The sequence below is a fragment of the Micromonospora sp. WMMD729 genome (assembly GCF_049315225.1).
Lineage (GTDB): Bacteria > Actinomycetota > Actinomycetes > Mycobacteriales > Micromonosporaceae > Micromonospora.
Window position 1 is genome coordinate 2,186,028 of sequence record NZ_CP186059.1, and the last position, 15,125, is coordinate 2,201,152.

Annotated in this window: 13 protein-coding genes; 9 read left to right on the forward strand and 4 right to left on the reverse strand. The window is 73.3% G+C overall.

The window, feature by feature from the left end:
• Positions 1-62 precede the first annotated feature (62 nt).
• Positions 63-758 carry a response regulator gene (locus ACN263_RS10070; protein WP_422739533.1) on the reverse strand — a complete coding sequence of 232 codons (696 nt, stop codon included), beginning with the start codon at positions 756-758 and terminating at the stop codon, positions 63-65.
• The gene (locus ACN263_RS10075; protein ID WP_422739534.1) at positions 755-2,344 is read right to left on the reverse strand and encodes an ATP-binding protein; all 1,590 of its coding nucleotides are present in this window, start codon (positions 2,342-2,344) and stop codon (positions 755-757) included. Before ACN263_RS10075 ends, ACN263_RS10070 begins: the two co-directional genes overlap by 4 nt.
• Before the next feature lie 75 nt (positions 2,345-2,419).
• Between ACN263_RS10075 and ACN263_RS10080 the strand changes: the two genes are divergently transcribed.
• The 3 genes from ACN263_RS10080 to ACN263_RS10090 all read left to right on the forward strand — a co-directional run bounded on the left by ACN263_RS10080 (position 2,420) and on the right by ACN263_RS10090 (position 7,314).
• Complete coding sequence (locus ACN263_RS10080) at positions 2,420-3,796, forward strand: cation:dicarboxylate symporter family transporter (protein WP_422739535.1); 1,377 nt, start codon at positions 2,420-2,422, stop codon at positions 3,794-3,796.
• 166 nt (positions 3,797-3,962) lie between these two features.
• Positions 3,963-6,152: an FUSC family protein gene (locus ACN263_RS10085; RefSeq protein WP_422739536.1), complete on the forward strand. Its 2,190-nt coding sequence runs from the start codon at positions 3,963-3,965 to the stop codon at positions 6,150-6,152.
• Between the two features lie 124 nt (positions 6,153-6,276).
• Positions 6,277-7,314 (forward strand): aminotransferase class V-fold PLP-dependent enzyme, encoded by a 1,038-nt coding sequence (locus tag ACN263_RS10090; protein WP_422739537.1) that lies wholly within the window; start codon positions 6,277-6,279, stop codon positions 7,312-7,314.
• A 6-nt stretch (positions 7,315-7,320) separates the two neighbouring features.
• Here the strand turns inward: ACN263_RS10090 and ACN263_RS10095 are convergent, their stop codons facing one another.
• Positions 7,321-8,493: an acyl-CoA dehydrogenase family protein gene (locus ACN263_RS10095; protein ID WP_422739538.1), complete on the reverse strand. Its 1,173-nt coding sequence runs from the start codon at positions 8,491-8,493 to the stop codon at positions 7,321-7,323.
• An 84-nt stretch (positions 8,494-8,577) separates the two neighbouring features.
• On the opposite strand from ACN263_RS10095, the gene ACN263_RS10100 reads away from it, so the two are divergent.
• The 4 genes from ACN263_RS10100 (at position 8,578) to ACN263_RS10115 (ending at position 12,491) form a co-directional block, all read left to right on the forward strand.
• Complete coding sequence (locus ACN263_RS10100) at positions 8,578-9,243, forward strand: TetR/AcrR family transcriptional regulator (RefSeq protein WP_422739539.1); 666 nt, start codon at positions 8,578-8,580, stop codon at positions 9,241-9,243.
• Positions 9,244-9,320: 77 nt separating this feature from the next.
• Positions 9,321-10,775, forward strand: a complete 1,455-nt coding sequence (locus ACN263_RS10105; protein ID WP_422739540.1) for an aldehyde dehydrogenase family protein — start codon at positions 9,321-9,323, stop codon at positions 10,773-10,775.
• The gene (locus tag ACN263_RS10110; protein WP_422739541.1) at positions 10,772-11,914 is read left to right on the forward strand and encodes an alcohol dehydrogenase catalytic domain-containing protein; all 1,143 of its coding nucleotides are present in this window, start codon (positions 10,772-10,774) and stop codon (positions 11,912-11,914) included. Before ACN263_RS10105 ends, ACN263_RS10110 begins: the two co-directional genes overlap by 4 nt.
• A gap of 40 nt (positions 11,915-11,954) precedes the next feature.
• Complete coding sequence (locus ACN263_RS10115; protein WP_422739542.1) at positions 11,955-12,491, forward strand: RBBP9/YdeN family alpha/beta hydrolase; 537 nt, start codon at positions 11,955-11,957, stop codon at positions 12,489-12,491.
• Positions 12,492-12,497: 6 nt separating this feature from the next.
• On the opposite strand, the gene ACN263_RS10120 is transcribed toward ACN263_RS10115, so the two are convergent.
• Entirely contained in the window at positions 12,498-13,244 is a 747-nt protein-coding gene (locus ACN263_RS10120) for a phosphotransferase family protein (RefSeq protein WP_422739543.1), read from the reverse strand.
• Between the two features lie 111 nt (positions 13,245-13,355).
• Here ACN263_RS10120 and ACN263_RS10125 point away from each other — a divergent pair, with 111 nt between their 5' ends.
• Positions 13,356-13,721, forward strand: coding sequence for a PadR family transcriptional regulator (locus tag ACN263_RS10125; RefSeq protein WP_422739544.1), 366 nt, complete (start codon positions 13,356-13,358; stop codon positions 13,719-13,721).
• Positions 13,718-15,094 (forward strand): permease prefix domain 1-containing protein, encoded by a 1,377-nt coding sequence (locus ACN263_RS10130; protein WP_422739545.1) that lies wholly within the window; start codon positions 13,718-13,720, stop codon positions 15,092-15,094. Before ACN263_RS10125 ends, ACN263_RS10130 begins: the two co-directional genes overlap by 4 nt.
• The last annotated feature ends 31 nt before the right edge of the window (positions 15,095-15,125 follow it).

A 15,125-nucleotide genomic window follows, 5' to 3' on the forward strand; every position in this document is an offset into this window, starting at 1 on the left:
ATCAGCAGCAATGCCCTGACTACGCCAACGTCCGCCCCGGCGCCGCTGAGGTCCCGTTGACCTCAGCGGGGGCGGTACTCGACCTCGGGGCGGCCGGGGGTGCCGTAGCGGGGTTGGCGGACGACGCGGTCGATGGTCACCAGGTACTCCAGGTAGCGGCGGGCGGTCACCCGGGAGATGCCGGTCGCCGCGCTCACCTCGGTCGCCGACAGCCCCACCCCGGGGTGGGACCCGTCGGCCAGCGCGGCGCGTACCCGGGTGAGGGTCTGCGCGTCGAGCCCCTTGGGCAGGCTGTGGCCGGTCGTGCCGCGCAGGGTCGCGAACATCCGGTCCACGTCGTGCTGGGCGGCCACCTCGCCGTCGGCGAGCGCCTGGGCGCGGTAGTCCGCGTACCGCTCCAGCTTGTCGCGGAACGCCGCGAACGTGAACGGCTTGAGCAAATAGTGGGTCACCCCGAGGGACACCGCGGTGCGCACCACCGCCAGGTCCCGCGCGGACGTCACGGCGAGCACGTCGACGCTGCTGCCCGCCGCGCGCAGCGCCCGGCAGACGTCCAGGCCGTGCAGGTCGGGCAGCCGAAAATCCAGGAGTACGAGGTCCACCTCGCCGCCGTCGTTGGCGCGCAGGGCGGCCATCGCCGCCCGTGCGGTGTGCGCCACCCCGACCACCGCGAAACCGGGCACCCGCTCGGTGTACGCGGCGTGCGCCTCGGCCAGCAGCGGCTCGTCCTCGACCACGAGCACCCGGATGTCGGTCATCGCGGACCCCGGGCCGGTAGGCGGACGGTGAACTGGCTGCCGCCCGCGTCCGAGCGGGTCACCTCGGCGCTGCCGCCGTGCCGGCGGACCACCTGCCCGATCAGCGCCAGGCCCAGACCCCGTCCGGTGCTCTTGGTGGACCAGCCGCGTCGGAAGGCGTCCGCCACCCGCTCCTTCGCCAGCCCGGGGCCGTTGTCGGCGACCCGGACCACCAGCTCGTCGTCGACCGTGCCGACGAAGACCCGTACGGTGCGCGGCGGGGGCGTACCGGCGACCGCCTCCAGGGCGTTGTCGACGAGGTTGCCGACGACGGTGAGCAGGTCGTTGGTCGGCAGCGGGCTGTCGTCGAGGTGGCAGTCGGGCTCGATCACCAGGTCCACGCCGCGTTCGCCGGCCTGCGCGGACTTGCCGAGCAGCAGGGCGGCCAGGGCGGGCTCGGTGACCGCGTCGACGACCCGGTCGGTGAGCTGCTGGGCGAGGGCCAGGTCCCGGGTGCCGAGCCGGACGGCCTCGTCGGCCCGGCCCAGCTCCACCAGGGTGAGGACGGTGTGCAGCCGGTTGGCCGACTCGTGCGTCTGCGCCTGCAACGCCTGGGTGAGCGCGCGGACCGAGTCCAGCTCGCTGGCCAGGGTTCGTAGCTCGGTCTGGTCGCGCAGGGTCAGCACGGTGCCCAGCGCCGCGCCCTCGAAGCGAGCGGTGCGCTGGTTGGCCACCAGTACCCGGTCACCGGCCAGCAGCGGCTCGTCGAGAGCGTCGCGGCCGTCCGCGAGCAGTTCGGCCACCGCCGGTGGCAGGTCGACCTCGCCCACCGGTTGGTCGGTGACCGGCTGGTCGGCGTCGAGGCCCAGCAGTCGCCGGCCCTCGTCGTTGACCAGCGCCACCCGCCGGTCGGTGGTCAGCACGACGAGACCCTCGCGCACCGAGTGCAGGACCGCGTCGTAGTACTCGTACATCCGGGTCATCTGCGCCGGTCCCAGGCCGTGTGTCTGGCGGCGCAGCCGCCGGCTGAGCAGCCACGAGCCGGTCGCGGCGAGCGCGAGCGCCGGCGCCGCCACGCCGAGCAGCACGGGGAGTTGGCGCAGCAGCTTGCGGTTGATCTCGCGGGTGGTGATGCCCACCGAGACCAGGCCGACGATGCGCTGCCGCTGGTCGTACACCGGGACGACCGCGCGCACCGACTCGCCGAGCGTTCCGACGTTTGTGGTGGTGAACGGGTGGCCGGCCAGGGCGGGCCCGATCTCGCCGACGAACGGCTCACCGATCCGCTCGCGGGTGGGATGGGAGAAGCGGGTGCGGTCGGGGGCCATCACCACCACGAAGTCGGTGCCCGTGGCGTGCCGGGTCGATTCGGCGTACGGCTGCAGGATGCTGGCCGGGTCGGCGGTGGTGAGGGCGGCGCGGACGTCGGGGGAGTTGGCCACGGTCTGTGCCACGGCGAGCACCTCCTCCTGCGCGGCCTGGCGGGAGTCGGCGCGGGCCAGCCAGACGGCGCCCGCCGCGCCGGCCAGTACGAGCAGCGTCACCACCACCGCCTGGAGGGCGAAGAGCTGTCCCGCGATGCTCCACTGCCGTCGGGTCACCGCCATCGTCCCCTCGCTTTTCGTCGTGAACAGAATGACCGCAAGGCTGTCAACGGGTGAGACGCGCTTCACATTGTCGGCATGGACTCCACCGCATCCACCACCACGGCGGAACCGTCGGCCCGCCGGGACCGTACCCGTTACCTGTACCTGGCCGTCGTCGTGGCCGTGCTCGCCGGCATCGTGGTCGGCCTGGTAGCGCCCGATTTCGGCAAGGAACTCAAGCCGATCGGCACCGGCTTCGTCAACCTGATCAAGATGATGATCAGCCCGGTCATCTTCTGCACCATCGTGCTCGGCGTCGGTTCCGTCCGGCAGGCCGCGAAGGTCGGCAAGGTCGGCGGGCTGGCCCTCGGCTACTTCCTGACCATGTCGACCGTCGCGCTCGCCATCGGCCTCGTCGTCGGCAACATCATCCACCCCGGCTCGGGCCTCGACCTGGGTCCGGACCTCGCGGGCGCCGGCAAGGCCGCCGCCGGTGACGAGGCCGGCGGTACGACGGAATTCCTCCTCGGGATCATCCCGACGACCCTGTTCTCCGCGCTCACCGAGGGCGAGGTGCTCCAGACGCTGCTGGTCGCGCTGCTCGTCGGCTTCGCCGTGCAGGCGCTGGGACGTCGGGGTGAGCCCGTCCTCGGCGCGATCGCCGTCATCCAACGGGTCGTCTTCAAGGTCCTTGCCATGATCATGTGGCTGGCGCCGGTCGGCGCGTTCGGCGCGATGGCCGCCGTGGTCGGCGCGACCGGCGTGGACGCCCTCAAGAGCCTCGCCCAGATCATGCTCGGCTTCTACGCCACCTGCCTGATCTTCGTGCTGGTGGTGCTGGGCGCGCTGCTCTGGTTCATCGCCCGGATCTCGATCTTCTCGCTGCTGCGCTACCTGGGCCGGGAGTTCCTGCTGATCCTGTCGACGTCGTCGTCGGAGTCGGCGCTGCCCCGGCTGATCGCCAAGATGGAGCACTTCGGCGTCAGCAAGCCGGTCGTCGGCATCACCGTGCCGACCGGGTACTCCTTCAACCTCGACGGCACGGCCATCTACCTGACCATGGCGTCGCTGTTCATCGCCGACGCGCTGGGCAAGCCGCTCGCCGTCGGCGAGCAGATCTCGCTGCTGCTGTTCATGGTCATCGCGTCCAAGGGGGCGGCCGGCGTCACCGGCGCCGGCCTGGCCACGCTGGCCGGCGGCCTCCAGTCGCACCGTCCGGACCTGGTCGACGGGGTCGGTCTGATCGTCGGCATCGACCGGTTCATGTCGGAGGCGCGGGCGCTGACCAACTTCGCCGGCAACGCGGTGGCCACGGTGCTGGTGGGCACCTGGACCGGCGAGTTCGACCGGGACCGGGCGGCCGGGGTCCTGCGCGGCGACGACCCGTTCGACGAGGCCACCATGGTCGACGACCACGACGAGGAGCCCGCGCCGCGGCGGTCCGACGAGCAGGCGGCCGGCGTGCCGGCCTGACCTCGATCCACTCCGGTTCGGCGATGTGGGGGCATCTCGCTCGCGGGATACCCCCACATCGCCGCACTCGTGTCGATCACTTCGGTGCGAAACTCGCCGCCGCGCGGAGGCGGCGTGGAGAATGGGATGCCGGGGAGGGGTGCCGCGACGACCCTGGGGAGCAGGCGTGCTCGGATCCAGCCTCCTGGGCCGACTGCGCCATCGTGACCCGAACGGCGCCGTGCTGCGGCGCGCGGTCCGGCTGACCCTTGTCGCGTCCGTCCTCTTCTACGCCTGCCGCTACGGCGTGGGCAGCCCGGTGCTCGCCACGTACGCGCTGTTCGGCACGATCGCCGCCGGGTCGTTCGCGCAACTGCCCGGCCCGGCGCCACAGCGGGCGCGGATCCTCGTCACGTCGCTGCCGGTGGTGTGGGCGCTGATCGCCGCCGGCACGCTCCTGGCGTGGAGCACCTGGGCGGCGGCCGGTGGGATGCTGGTCATCGGGTTCGTCGTGGCGTTCGCCGGGGTCGGCAACCCACGCCTGGTGGGCCTGGCCAGCGCGTTCCAACTCTTCTACATCCTGGCGTCCTTCCCGCCGTACCAGCCGGACAGCCTGCCGCAGCGCCTCGGCGGGGTCACCCTCGCCGTCGTCCTGCTCGCCGCGGCCGAGGTGGTGCTCTGGCCCGATCCGGTGCCCGTCTCCTACCGGCAACTGCTCGCCCGGGCGGCGGACGGCGTCGCGGCCTTCCTCGACGCCACCGCCGACGCCCTCGGCGACCCCGGGGCCGATCAGGGCGCTCGCGATGGGCGGCGGGCCCGGGCGTACGACCTGGTGGCCGTGCTCGGGTTGGCCCGCAATCCCCGGGAGTCCTCACCCACCGCGGCCGGGGCCCAGGACCGGGCGCTGCGGATCACCGCGTCGGCCCTGCGGGAGGCGCTGGCCACGGCCGACCGGCTCGCGGCGGACGTCCCGGCGACGCCGATCCCGGACCTGGCGGCGGCGCGGCTGCTGCGCCCGTGCGCCGACGCCACCCGGGCTGCCGGCCGCAGCCTGTCGTCCGACGGGCCCGAGGTGGACCTGCGGGACCTGGACGCCGCGATCGGCGCCACCGAGGCGGCGTACCCGGTGCGGTCGGCCGGTGGCGGGGACCGACCGGACGTACCCCGGATGTGCCGGGACGCGACGGCGCTGGCCCTCGCCGACCAGGCGCGGCTCGTCGCCGTCGGCAGCCGGATCGCCGCCGGGGCACGCGGCGTCGGGATCGACGCCTACCCCCGGCTCTTCGAGTACGCGCGACACGGCGCGTGGACGCTGTACTGGCGACAGTTCCGCGCCCACCTCGCGCCCCGCTCCGCGCACCTGCACAGCGCGCTGCGACTCGCCGTGGCGCTGGCGATCGCCCGGGTGGCGGCCGGGGTGCTGCACCTCAACCACGGCTTCTGGGTGCTCCTGGCGACGCTCACCGTCCTGCGTACCTCGGCCGCCGACACCCGGACCGCGCTGCGACCCGCCGTGCTGGGCACCCTGGCGGGCGTCGTCGCCAGCGGCCTGCTGGTGCTCCTCGTCGAGCAACCCGTCGTGTACGCCGTCGTGCTGCCCGTCTCGTTGCTGCTGGCGTTCGGGGTCGGTCGGCTGCTCGGCCCGGTGTGGCAGCAGGCGCTGTTCACCCTGCTGCTGACCGTCGTGTTCAGCCAGCTCAGCCCCGAGGGATGGCGGCTGGCCGAGGCGCGGCTGGTCGACGTCGGGCTCGGCGCGGTGATCGGGGTGCTCGCCGGGGTGGCCATGTGGCCACGCGGGGCCGGCCACGACCTGCGGCACAACGCCGGCCGTTACCTGGCGGCCAACGGGACGGCGGTCGAGCGGACCGTCGCGGCGGTGCTCGGCGACGCGCCGCCACCCGAGCGCGACTTCGACCGGGTCGGCGAACGGATGATCCTGGTCGACTCGTCCTACTGCCAGTACCACTCCGAGCGGCACGATCAGCGGCGCGGCCACGTCGACTGGGACGCCGCCCTGAGCGCCGGGCACCACGTGGTGCCCGGCGCGGAGTCGCTGCTGCGCCGGAACCCGCCCGGCTGCCTGGCCGGCTGGCCGGCGGCGGCGGCACTGCTGCGGGACACGGCCGGGCACCTGCGGTCGGCGTACGACGACCTGGCCGGCGAGGTGACGCACGGTCGGGCGGCCGGCCCGATGCCGGTACCGACCGACTGCGTCGACGAGGTGAACCGGCTCCGCCCGCTGCTCGGCGACATCGACCCCGTCGCGGTGCGGCACCTGGTGGAGGTGGACCGGTGGCTCGCCGGGCTCGCCGACAGCCTGACCCGGATCCACGACGGTGACGACCGTGAGCCGGCCCGGTCAGGGGATGACCGGTAGACCGCTGTGGCGCAGGCGCTCGAACTGACGCGCTCCGCCAGGCCGGCGCTGGGGACTACTGGCAGGCCGCCGATCGCGGATTGGTCGTGGCTCACATGGCCTGACCAGGCCTAGCGTCGGTGGTATGGAGATCGCGCAGGCGCAGCAGTTGTGGAAGCCGGAGCCGGGCTGGTTGAACACCGCGTCCTACGGGTTGCCGCCCGAGCCGGCCTGGACGGCGTTGCAGGACGCCCTCGCCCAGTGGCGTGTCGGCAGCACCTCCTGGGAGGGCTGGGGCGAGTCGGTGCAGCAGGCCCGTACCGCGTTCGCCGGCCTGATCGGGGTGCCCGATGTCGACGTGGCGGTCGGTGCGACGGTCTCGCAGATGCTCGCGCCGGTGGCGGCGTCGCTGCCGGCCGGCGCCACCGTCGTCGTTCCGGAGATCGAGTTCACCTCGAACCTGTTCCCCTGGCTGGTGCAGCAGGAGCGGGGGGTGACCGTCCGCACCGTGCCGGCGGACCGGCTGGCCGACGCGGTCGACGCCGACACGGACGTGGTCGCGTTCAGCCTGGTGCAGTCGTCCGACGGATCCGTCGCCGGGTACGACGAGATCGTGGCCGCCGCCCGCGCGCACGACGCGCTGGTGGTGGTGGACGCGACCCAGGCGTGCGGCTGGCTTCCGTTCGACGGCGGTCGGGCCGACGTGGTGGCCGTGGGCGGCTACAAGTGGCTGATGAACCCGCGCGGCACCGCGTACGCCTATCTCGCCCCCGCCCTGCGCGAGCGGATGCGCCCGGACGCCGCCGGTTGGTACGCCGGCCAGGACCCGTACGCCTCCTTCTACGGTCTGCCGTTGCGGCTGGCCGAGGACGCCCGCCGCTTCGACATCTCGCCGGCCTGGTTCAGCTGGGTGGGCGCGGCCCCGGCCATGGAGTTGGTCGCCGAGATCGGCGTGCCGGCGATCCAGGCGCACAACGTGGCGTTGGCCAACCGGTTCCTGACCGGCCTGGGCCGGCCGGCGGGGGACAGCGCCATCGTCGCCGTCGACGTGCCGGACGCCGAGCAGCGCCTCGCGGCGGCCGGCATCCGGGCGGCGGTCCGGGCCGGCCGGGTCCGCGCCTCGTTCCACCTCTACTCGACCGAGGCGGACGTGGACGCCGCGCTGGAGGCGCTGGTCGGCTGACGCGGCTCAGGCCAGGTGGCCGCCGATCTTCGTGTACCCGCGCAGCAGGTCCCGGGAGATGATGAGCCGCTGCATCTCGTCGGTGCCCTCGAAGATGCGGTACAGCCGGACCTGCCGGTACCAGCGCTCGATGGGCAGTTCCCGGGTGTAGCCCATGCCGCCGTGGATCTGGAGCGCCCGGTCGACGACCCGGTTGACCATCTGCGCGCCGTAGAGCTTGCCCATGGATGAGGCGTGTCGGGGGTCGAGGCCCTGATCGACGGTCCACGCCGAGCGCAGGATCAGCCAGCGGGCCGCCTCCAGTTCGGTCTCCGAGTCGGCGATCATCCACTGGATGGCCTGGTTGGTGCCGATCTTCGCGCCGAACGTCTCCCGGGTGTTGGCGTACTCGATCGCCATCTGCAGGACCCGCTCGGCGATGCCGACGGCGTGCGACGGGATGGTGTAGCGGCCCTTGCCGATCCACTCCATGCCGAGGGCGAAGCCCTGCCCGATCTCGCCGAGGATGTTGCGGTGCGGCACGCGTACGCCGTCGAAGATCAGCGACGCCGGGCCGCCCTCGCCCATGGTCTGGATGAACTCCGAGCGCCAGCCCATCGCCCGGTCCACCAGGAACGCGGTCGCACCGCCGTTGCGCGCGCCCTTCTCCCGGTCGGTCACCGCCACGACGATGGCGAAGTCGGCGTCGTGACCGCCGGTGATGAAGGTCTTCTCGCCGTCCAGGATCCAGTCGTCGCCGTCGCGGCGGGCGGAGAGCCGGATGTTGGCGGCGTCCGAGCCGGCGCCCGGTTCGGTGATGGCGAAGCAGGAGCGCCGCTCGCCCTCGATCGTCGGGATGAGGAACTCCTGCTTCTGCTCCTCGGTGGCGTGGAACAGGATGTTGTCGGCCTCGCCGCCGAAGCGGAACGGCACGAACGTGTGGCCCAGCTCCGTCCAGATCAGCGACTGGAGTACGGCCGGCAGGTTCATCCCGCCGTACTCCTCGGGGGTGGCGAGGCCCCAGAAGCCGAACTTGCGGGCCTTGAGTTGCAGCTCGCGGACCTCGGAATGGTCCAGGCCCGGCTGGTGCGCCCGCTCCCGGCGAAGCACCTCCGTCTCCAGCGGCATCACCTCGCGTTGGATGAACGACCGGGCGGTGTCCCGCACCGCCCGCTCCTCGTCGGTGAGCGAAAAGTCCACGATGGTCCTCCTGGCGTCGGCGCGGCCGGTCCCGTCTAAACTAGCGGTGCAAGTTTTAGTACGTCCAGACCCGCGAGGAGCGTTGTGCCCCGACCCCGCCAGCCCCGGCTCACCCGGCAGCTGATCGTCGAGACAGCCACCGCGCTGATCGACGCTGAGGGCCTGCCCGCCTTCTCCACCCGCCGGCTCGCCGCCGCGCTGGGCGTGCAGGGGCCCTCGCTCTACAACCACTTCGCCACCAAGGACGAGATCCTCGACGCGGTCGCCGACACGGTCACCGGCGCCGTCGACACCAGCGGCTTCGCCAGCCGGGACTGGACGACCGCGCTGCGCGAGTGGGCCTGGTCGTACCGGCGGGCGCTCACCGCGCACCCGAACATCGTGCCGTACCTGGCGCAGGGGCCGGGCCGACGACCGGCCGCCCTCGCCATGGCGGACGCGGTCTACGGCGGCCTCGTCCGCGCCGGCTGGCCGCCGGCCCGCGCCACCCACATCGGCGCCGCGCTGCGCTACTTCGTGGCCGGGTCGGCGCTCGGTTCGTTCGCCCGGGGTTTCGTCGAGGACCCCGAGTTGTACGCCGCCCACTATCCGCACCTGCGCCAGGCGCACCGGCTCGCCGAGCACCAGCAGAGCGTGGACGAGGGCGCCTTCGCCCTCGGCCTGGACGCGCTGCTGCACGGCCTGGCCGCCGAGTACGACCGCGCCGTCGGCCCCCTCGGTGCGGTGGAGTCCGGCCAGTCCAGCGGGTAGCGTCCAAACTCCCAGCGCTAGTTTCACCCCGTCCGCCCGCCGCCGAGCCGCCCGTCGCCCACCTCCGAAGGGACGCCATGGATCTCGCCGCACCGCCGTCGCCGCTCCCCGACATCCTTCGCCTCCGGCGTCACCTGTACATCGGCGGCGAGTGGACGCCACCCGCCGGCACCGACGTGATCGACGTCGAGAGCCCGAGCACCGGCGACACCGTCGGCCAGGTGCCGGCCGGCACGGCGGCCGATGTGGACGCCGCCGTCGCCGCCGCCCGCGCCGCCTTTCCCGGCTGGGCGGCCACCGCGCCCGCCGAACGCTCCGCGCACCTCGACCGGCTGCACACCGCCCTCGCCGCCCGCGCCGACGACCTCGCCCGCACCATCGCCGTGGAGCAGGGCTCGCCGCTCAAACTCGCCACCCGGGTACAGGTCGGGCTGCCGTTGACGGTGCTGCGCGACCACGTCGCGCTCGCCGCCCGTGCGCCGGTCGAGGAGAGCATCGGCAACTCCCTCGTCGTCCGCGAGCCGATCGGCGTGGTCGGCGCGATCACGCCGTGGAACTACCCCTTGCACCAGGTGATGGCGAAGGTGGCGGCCGCGCTCGCCGCCGGCTGCACGGTCGTCCTCAAGCCGAGCGAGCTGACCCCGCTGACCGCGTACCTGCTCTTCGACGCGGTCGCCGAGGCCGGCCTGCCGCCCGGTGTGCTCAACCTGGTCCCCGGCACCGGGGCGGTGGTCGGCGAGGCGCTCGCCGGGCATCCCGACGTCGACCTGGTGTCGTTCACCGGCAGCACCGCCACCGGCACCCGGATCATGCGACTCGCCGCCGACCGGATCGCCCGCGTCGCGCTGGAACTGGGCGGCAAGTCCGCGAACGTGATCCTCGGCGACGCCGACCTGGCCACCGCGGTCAGGGTGGGCGTCGGCAACGCCCTGCTCAACTCCGGGCAGACCTGTACGGCCTGGACCAGGATGCTGGTGCACCGCGACCGGTACGCCGACGCGCTCGACCTGATCGCCGCGGCGGTGGCCGGCTACCGCCTCGGCGACCCGTTCGACCCGGCCACCCGGCTCGGCCCGCTGGTCTCCGCCGCGCAGGCGCAGCGGGTACGCGGCCACGTCGACCGGGCGCTCGCCGACGGCGCGCGGCTGCTCGTCGGCGGCCCGGACGCCCCGGTCCCGGCGCGCGGACACTTCGTCGCCCCGACCGTCTTCGCCGACGTGCATCCGGACAGCGCGCTCGCCCAGGAGGAGGTCTTCGGGCCGGTCCTCGCGGTCATCCCCTTCGACGACACCGACGAGGCCGTCGCCATCGCCAACAACTCGCGGTACGGGCTGGCCGGCGCGGTCTGGTCCGCCGACACCGAGGCGGCGCTCGCGGTGGCGCGGCGGCTGCGCACCGGGGCGGTCGACATCAATGGCGCTCCGTTCAACCCGCTCGCCCCGTTCGGCGGCTACAAGCAGTCGGGCCTCGGCCGGGAGTTGGGCACGCACGGGCTCGCCGAGTTCTGCGAGGTAAAGGCGATCCAGCGATGACCGGCCGTGAGCCGGCCGCGACCGCGCCGGGCGGGGGCGTCGAGCCGGCGTCCGCACCAATCGTCGTCCGCGCGCTGGTCGCGCGCGGGACCGGGGCTGAGCTGCGGATCGAGCGGGTACGCCTGCCCGCGCCCGGCCCCGGCGAGGTCCGCGTGACCATCCGGGCGGCCGGCGTCTGCCACTCCGACCTGTCCATGGTGAACGGCACCATCGCCGCGCGGTTTCCGCTGGTGCTCGGGCACGAGGCGACCGGGGTGGTGGCCGAGGTCGGACCCGGCGGCCGGTTGCCGGTCGGCACCCCGGTGGTGCTCAACTGGGCGCCCGCCTGCCGGGCCTGCTGGTGGTGCCGGCGCGGCGAGCCGTGGCTCTGCGCCGACACCACCGCCCCGACCGTGCCGCGCGGCGAGACCGAGGACGGGCTTCCGTTGCACCTGACGCTCGGCCTCGGCGCGCTCGCCGAGGCGGTGGTGGTGCCGGAGAGTGCCGTGGTACCGATCCCCGCCGGGTTGCCGGTCGAGCAGGCCGCGTTGCTCGGCTGCGCGGTGCTCACCGGCGTCGGCGCGGTCGGCAACACCGCCGGGGTCACTGCCGGTCAGTCGGTCGCCGTGGTCGGGCTGGGCGGGGTCGGGCTCGCCGTGCTCAGCGCGGCCCGCCGTGCCGGCGCCTCGCCGATCCTCGCGGTGGACGTGGCCGAGGCGAAGCGCGACCTGGCCATCGCCGCCGGCGCCACCGACTTCCTGCTCTCCGACGACCGGCTCTCCAAGGAGGTACGCGCCCGCACCGAGGGACGGGGCGTCGACCACGCCTTCGAGTGCGTGGGTCGTGCCGCCACCATCCGGGCGGCCTGGCGGCTCATCCGGCGCGGTGGCGCGCTCACCGTGGTCGGCATGGGCGCGAAGGACGACATGGTGAGCCTCGGCGCGCTCGACATCTTCCACTCCGCCCGGACGCTGCGCTCCTCGGTGTACGGCTCGTCCGACCCGGATCGGGAGGTGCCGGCGCTCGCCGCCGGACTGGCCGACGGCACGCTGGACCTGGGGGTCCTGGTCAGCGGCACGATGTCGCTGGACGAGGCCCCGGTGGCGTTCGACCGGCTGGCGCGGGGCGAGGGCGCCCGCTGGGTCGTCACGCTGGACTGAGCCGTGGTGTGATCATGCTGTCGACGGCGAAGGGGGCACGGTGGGACGCAGCGCGATCATCTTCCACGGTACCGGCGGTAACCCGGACGTCGTCTGGTACCGCTGGTTGGCCCGCCGGCTCGAGGCGCGGGGGTACGCCGTCGAGGTGCCGCACCTGCCGGGTCTCAACGTCGAGCCGATCGCGACGTTCCTGCCGACGGTGCTGGCCGGACGTCGCTTCGACGAGGACACGGTGCTGGTGGGCCACTCCGGCGGCGCGGCCCTGCTGCTGGCGCTCCTCGAACACGTCGACGTGCCGGTGGCCCAGGCGATCCTGGTCGCCGGCTACTGCACCCGGCCCAACACGAGCGAGGAACCCGTCCTGCAGGAGCGCTACGACTGGGCCGCGATCCGATCACACGTCCGGGACATCTACTTCGTCAATTCGCGCGAGGATCCGTACGGCTGCGACGACCGCCAGGGGCGCGCGATGTTCGAGCGGTTGGGCGGCACCCAGATCGTGCGCGACGACGGCCACTTCGGCGACTACGACCAGCCGTACGAGCGGTTCGAGCTGCTGGACCGACTCATCGGCTGAGGCTCGTCACATGCGGGCCCGCAGCACGTCGACCTCGCAGCCCGGCGCGGCGGGGTCGAAGCCGTGCTCGGCCAGCCAACGGATCACCACCAGGCTGCGCCACGACCACCACGCCCGGACCACGTCGAGGTCGACGTCGCCGCCGTAGCCGGCCAGCACGTCGCCGAGGTGCTCCTCGTGCCCGAGCGTCAGCATGGCGAGGTCGAACAGGGCGTCGCCCCGGGCCGCCTCGGACCAGTCGAGGATGCCGGTCACCTCTTCCCCCTCGACGAAGACGTGGTCCGCCTGCAGGTCGCCGTGCGTGAACACCGGTGTCCACGGTCGCAGTGCCGCCTCCGCGATGTGCCGGTTGCGGGTGACCAGGTCGGTGGGGAGCACGGCGTTCGTGACCAGCCACCCGCACTCGCGGTCGAGCCTTGTGGCCAGCTCGTCGAGGCTCCGACCCGGCCAGGGCGGCAGCGGCGCGTCGTGCAGCGTCCGTACGGCGGCGCCGGCCGCCGCCCACGCTCCCGGCGACCCGCTCGACGGCTCACCGAGGCGGCCGAGCGCCCGTCCGGGCAGGGCGGCGAGGGCGAGCACGGGCGGGTTGCGCCACAGGATCCGTGGGGTCGTGACGGGCGCCAGGGCCATCGCCTCGACCTCGACGTCGGCGCGCCCCTGGTCGGGGTCGATCTTGAGGTACACGTCGCCGACGCGGACGGTCGCGCGCTCGCTGTGGGCGACGACGACCTCGACCTCGTGCACGCCGGTCATTGTCCCCGGGCGGTGGGCGGCGCTCGACCGGTTTTTCGCTGCGGCCGTTGCGTCGGTGCCGATACCTAGCAGTACTATGCATCGTACTTCTAGGGTTGGGCGGGAGGTTCCGTGAAGGTCGCGAAAGACCTGGTCGCCGCGTCGGCGACGCCGATGGTGCTCGGCATCCTGGCCGAGGGGGAGAGCTACGGCTACGCCATCCTGCGGCGGATCAACGAGTTGTCCGGCGGTGAGCTGGACTGGACCGAGGGGCTGCTCTATCCGTTGCTGCACCGGCTCGAGCGCCTGGGCCATGTGGAGGCGAGCTGGCAGGCGGTCGCCGGTGAGCGCCGGCGCAAGTACTACCGCATCACCGACCGGGGCCGGGCCGAGCTCGCCGAGCAGCGCCGGCAGTGGGACACGGTGGTGGGTGCGCTCAAGGAGGTCTGGCACGACCGGACGCCGCTGCCCCCACGTCCGCTGGAGGGTTTCGCGTGACGGCGTACGACGGCCCGCAGGAGCTGGCGGCGCAGGTCGCCCAGTGGCGGCAGTACGTGCTGCGACGCGGGACGCTGAGCCCGGCCGACGCCGACGAGCTGGAGGACCACCTGCGTGGGTCCGTCGACGCGCTCGTCGCCGCGGGCCTCAGCCCCGACGAGGCGTTCCTGGTCGCGGTCAAACGGATGGGCAGCCTCGACGAGCTGTCCCGGGAGTTCGCCCGGGAGCACTCGGAGCGGCTCTGGAAGCAACTCGTGCTGACCGGCGACGCCGGCGCCCCGGCCGCCGGCGCGGGGTCCCGGCGGGACCTGTGGTGGATGCTCGCCGCGGCGGCCGGTGCGGCGGCGTCGGTCAAGGCGCCGGCGCTGTTCGGCCTGACCTTCGACGACGACGGGGCGTTCTACACGCGTAACTTCACCCTGTTCGCGCTGCCCTGGCTCGCGGCGTTCCTCGCCTGGCGTCGACGCGCCCGACCGGCGGTGGTCGTGGCGCTGGTCGCGTTGTTCGTCCTCGGCGCGGTGGCGGCCAACGTCTACCCCCTGGCGGGCGACTCGCAGTCCTTCGTCGTCACCAGCGTCCACCTGCCGATCGCGCTCTGGCTCGTGGTCGGTCTGGCCTACGTCGCCGACGACTGGCGCTCCACCCGTCGACGCATGGACTTCATCCGCTTCACCGGCGAATGGTTCATCTACTTCGTGCTGATGGGCCTCGGTGGCGGGGTGCTCGCCGCGTTCCTGTTCAACACCTTCGAGGCCATCGGCATCGTCCCGGAGGCGTTCGTCTCGCAGTGGCTCCTACCCTGCGGCGCGGCGGCCGCGGTCGTGGTGGCCGGGTGGCTGGTCGAGGCCAAGCAGAGTGTCGTCGAGAACATCGCGCCCGTGCTCACCCGGCTGTTCACCCCGCTCTTCACGGCCGCGCTGCTCGCGTTCCTGGTGGCCGTGGTCTGGACGAGCCACGGCATCGACGTCGAGCGGGAGGCGCTGATCCTGTTCGACCTGCTGCTGGTCGTGGTGCTCGGGTTGCTGCTCTACTCGCTCTCGGCCCGCGAGCCACTGGCCCCGCCCGGCGCGTTCGACCGGCTCCAGCTCGCGCTCGTGCTCAGCGCGTTGGCCATCGACGTACTGGTCCTCTTCGAGATCACCGGACGGATCACCGACGACTACGGCGGTACGCCCAACCGGGCGGCGGCGCTCGGCGAGAACGTGGTCCTGCTGGTCAACCTCGCGTGGTCGGCCTGGCTCCTGCTGAGCTTCGTTCGCCGGCGGACCCCGTTCGCGGCCCTCGAACGCTGGCAGACCGGCTACCTGCCGGTCTACGCGGCCTGGGCCTGGATCGTGGTCCTGGTCTTCCCGCCGCTGTTCCACTACGCCTGACCGGCGAGCGGGGACACACCCCGGCGCGGCT

What these genes read in the sequence shown, in the direction of transcription:
- ACN263_RS10070 (WP_422739533.1), bottom strand. Translation starts at nt 758, where the DNA reads ATGACCGACATCCGGGTGCTCGTGGTCGAGGACGAGCCGCTGCTGGCC.
- ACN263_RS10075 (WP_422739534.1), bottom strand. Translation starts at nt 2,344, where the DNA reads ATGGCGGTGACCCGACGGCAGTGGAGCATCGCGGGACAGCTCTTCGCC.
- ACN263_RS10080 (WP_422739535.1), top strand. Translation starts at nt 2,420, where the DNA reads ATGGACTCCACCGCATCCACCACCACGGCGGAACCGTCGGCCCGCCGG.
- ACN263_RS10090 (WP_422739537.1), top strand. Translation starts at nt 6,277, where the DNA reads ATGGAGATCGCGCAGGCGCAGCAGTTGTGGAAGCCGGAGCCGGGCTGG.
- ACN263_RS10105 (WP_422739540.1), top strand. Translation starts at nt 9,321, where the DNA reads ATGGATCTCGCCGCACCGCCGTCGCCGCTCCCCGACATCCTTCGCCTC.
- ACN263_RS10110 (WP_422739541.1), top strand. Translation starts at nt 10,772, where the DNA reads ATGACCGGCCGTGAGCCGGCCGCGACCGCGCCGGGCGGGGGCGTCGAG.
- ACN263_RS10120 (WP_422739543.1), bottom strand. Translation starts at nt 13,244, where the DNA reads ATGACCGGCGTGCACGAGGTCGAGGTCGTCGTCGCCCACAGCGAGCGC.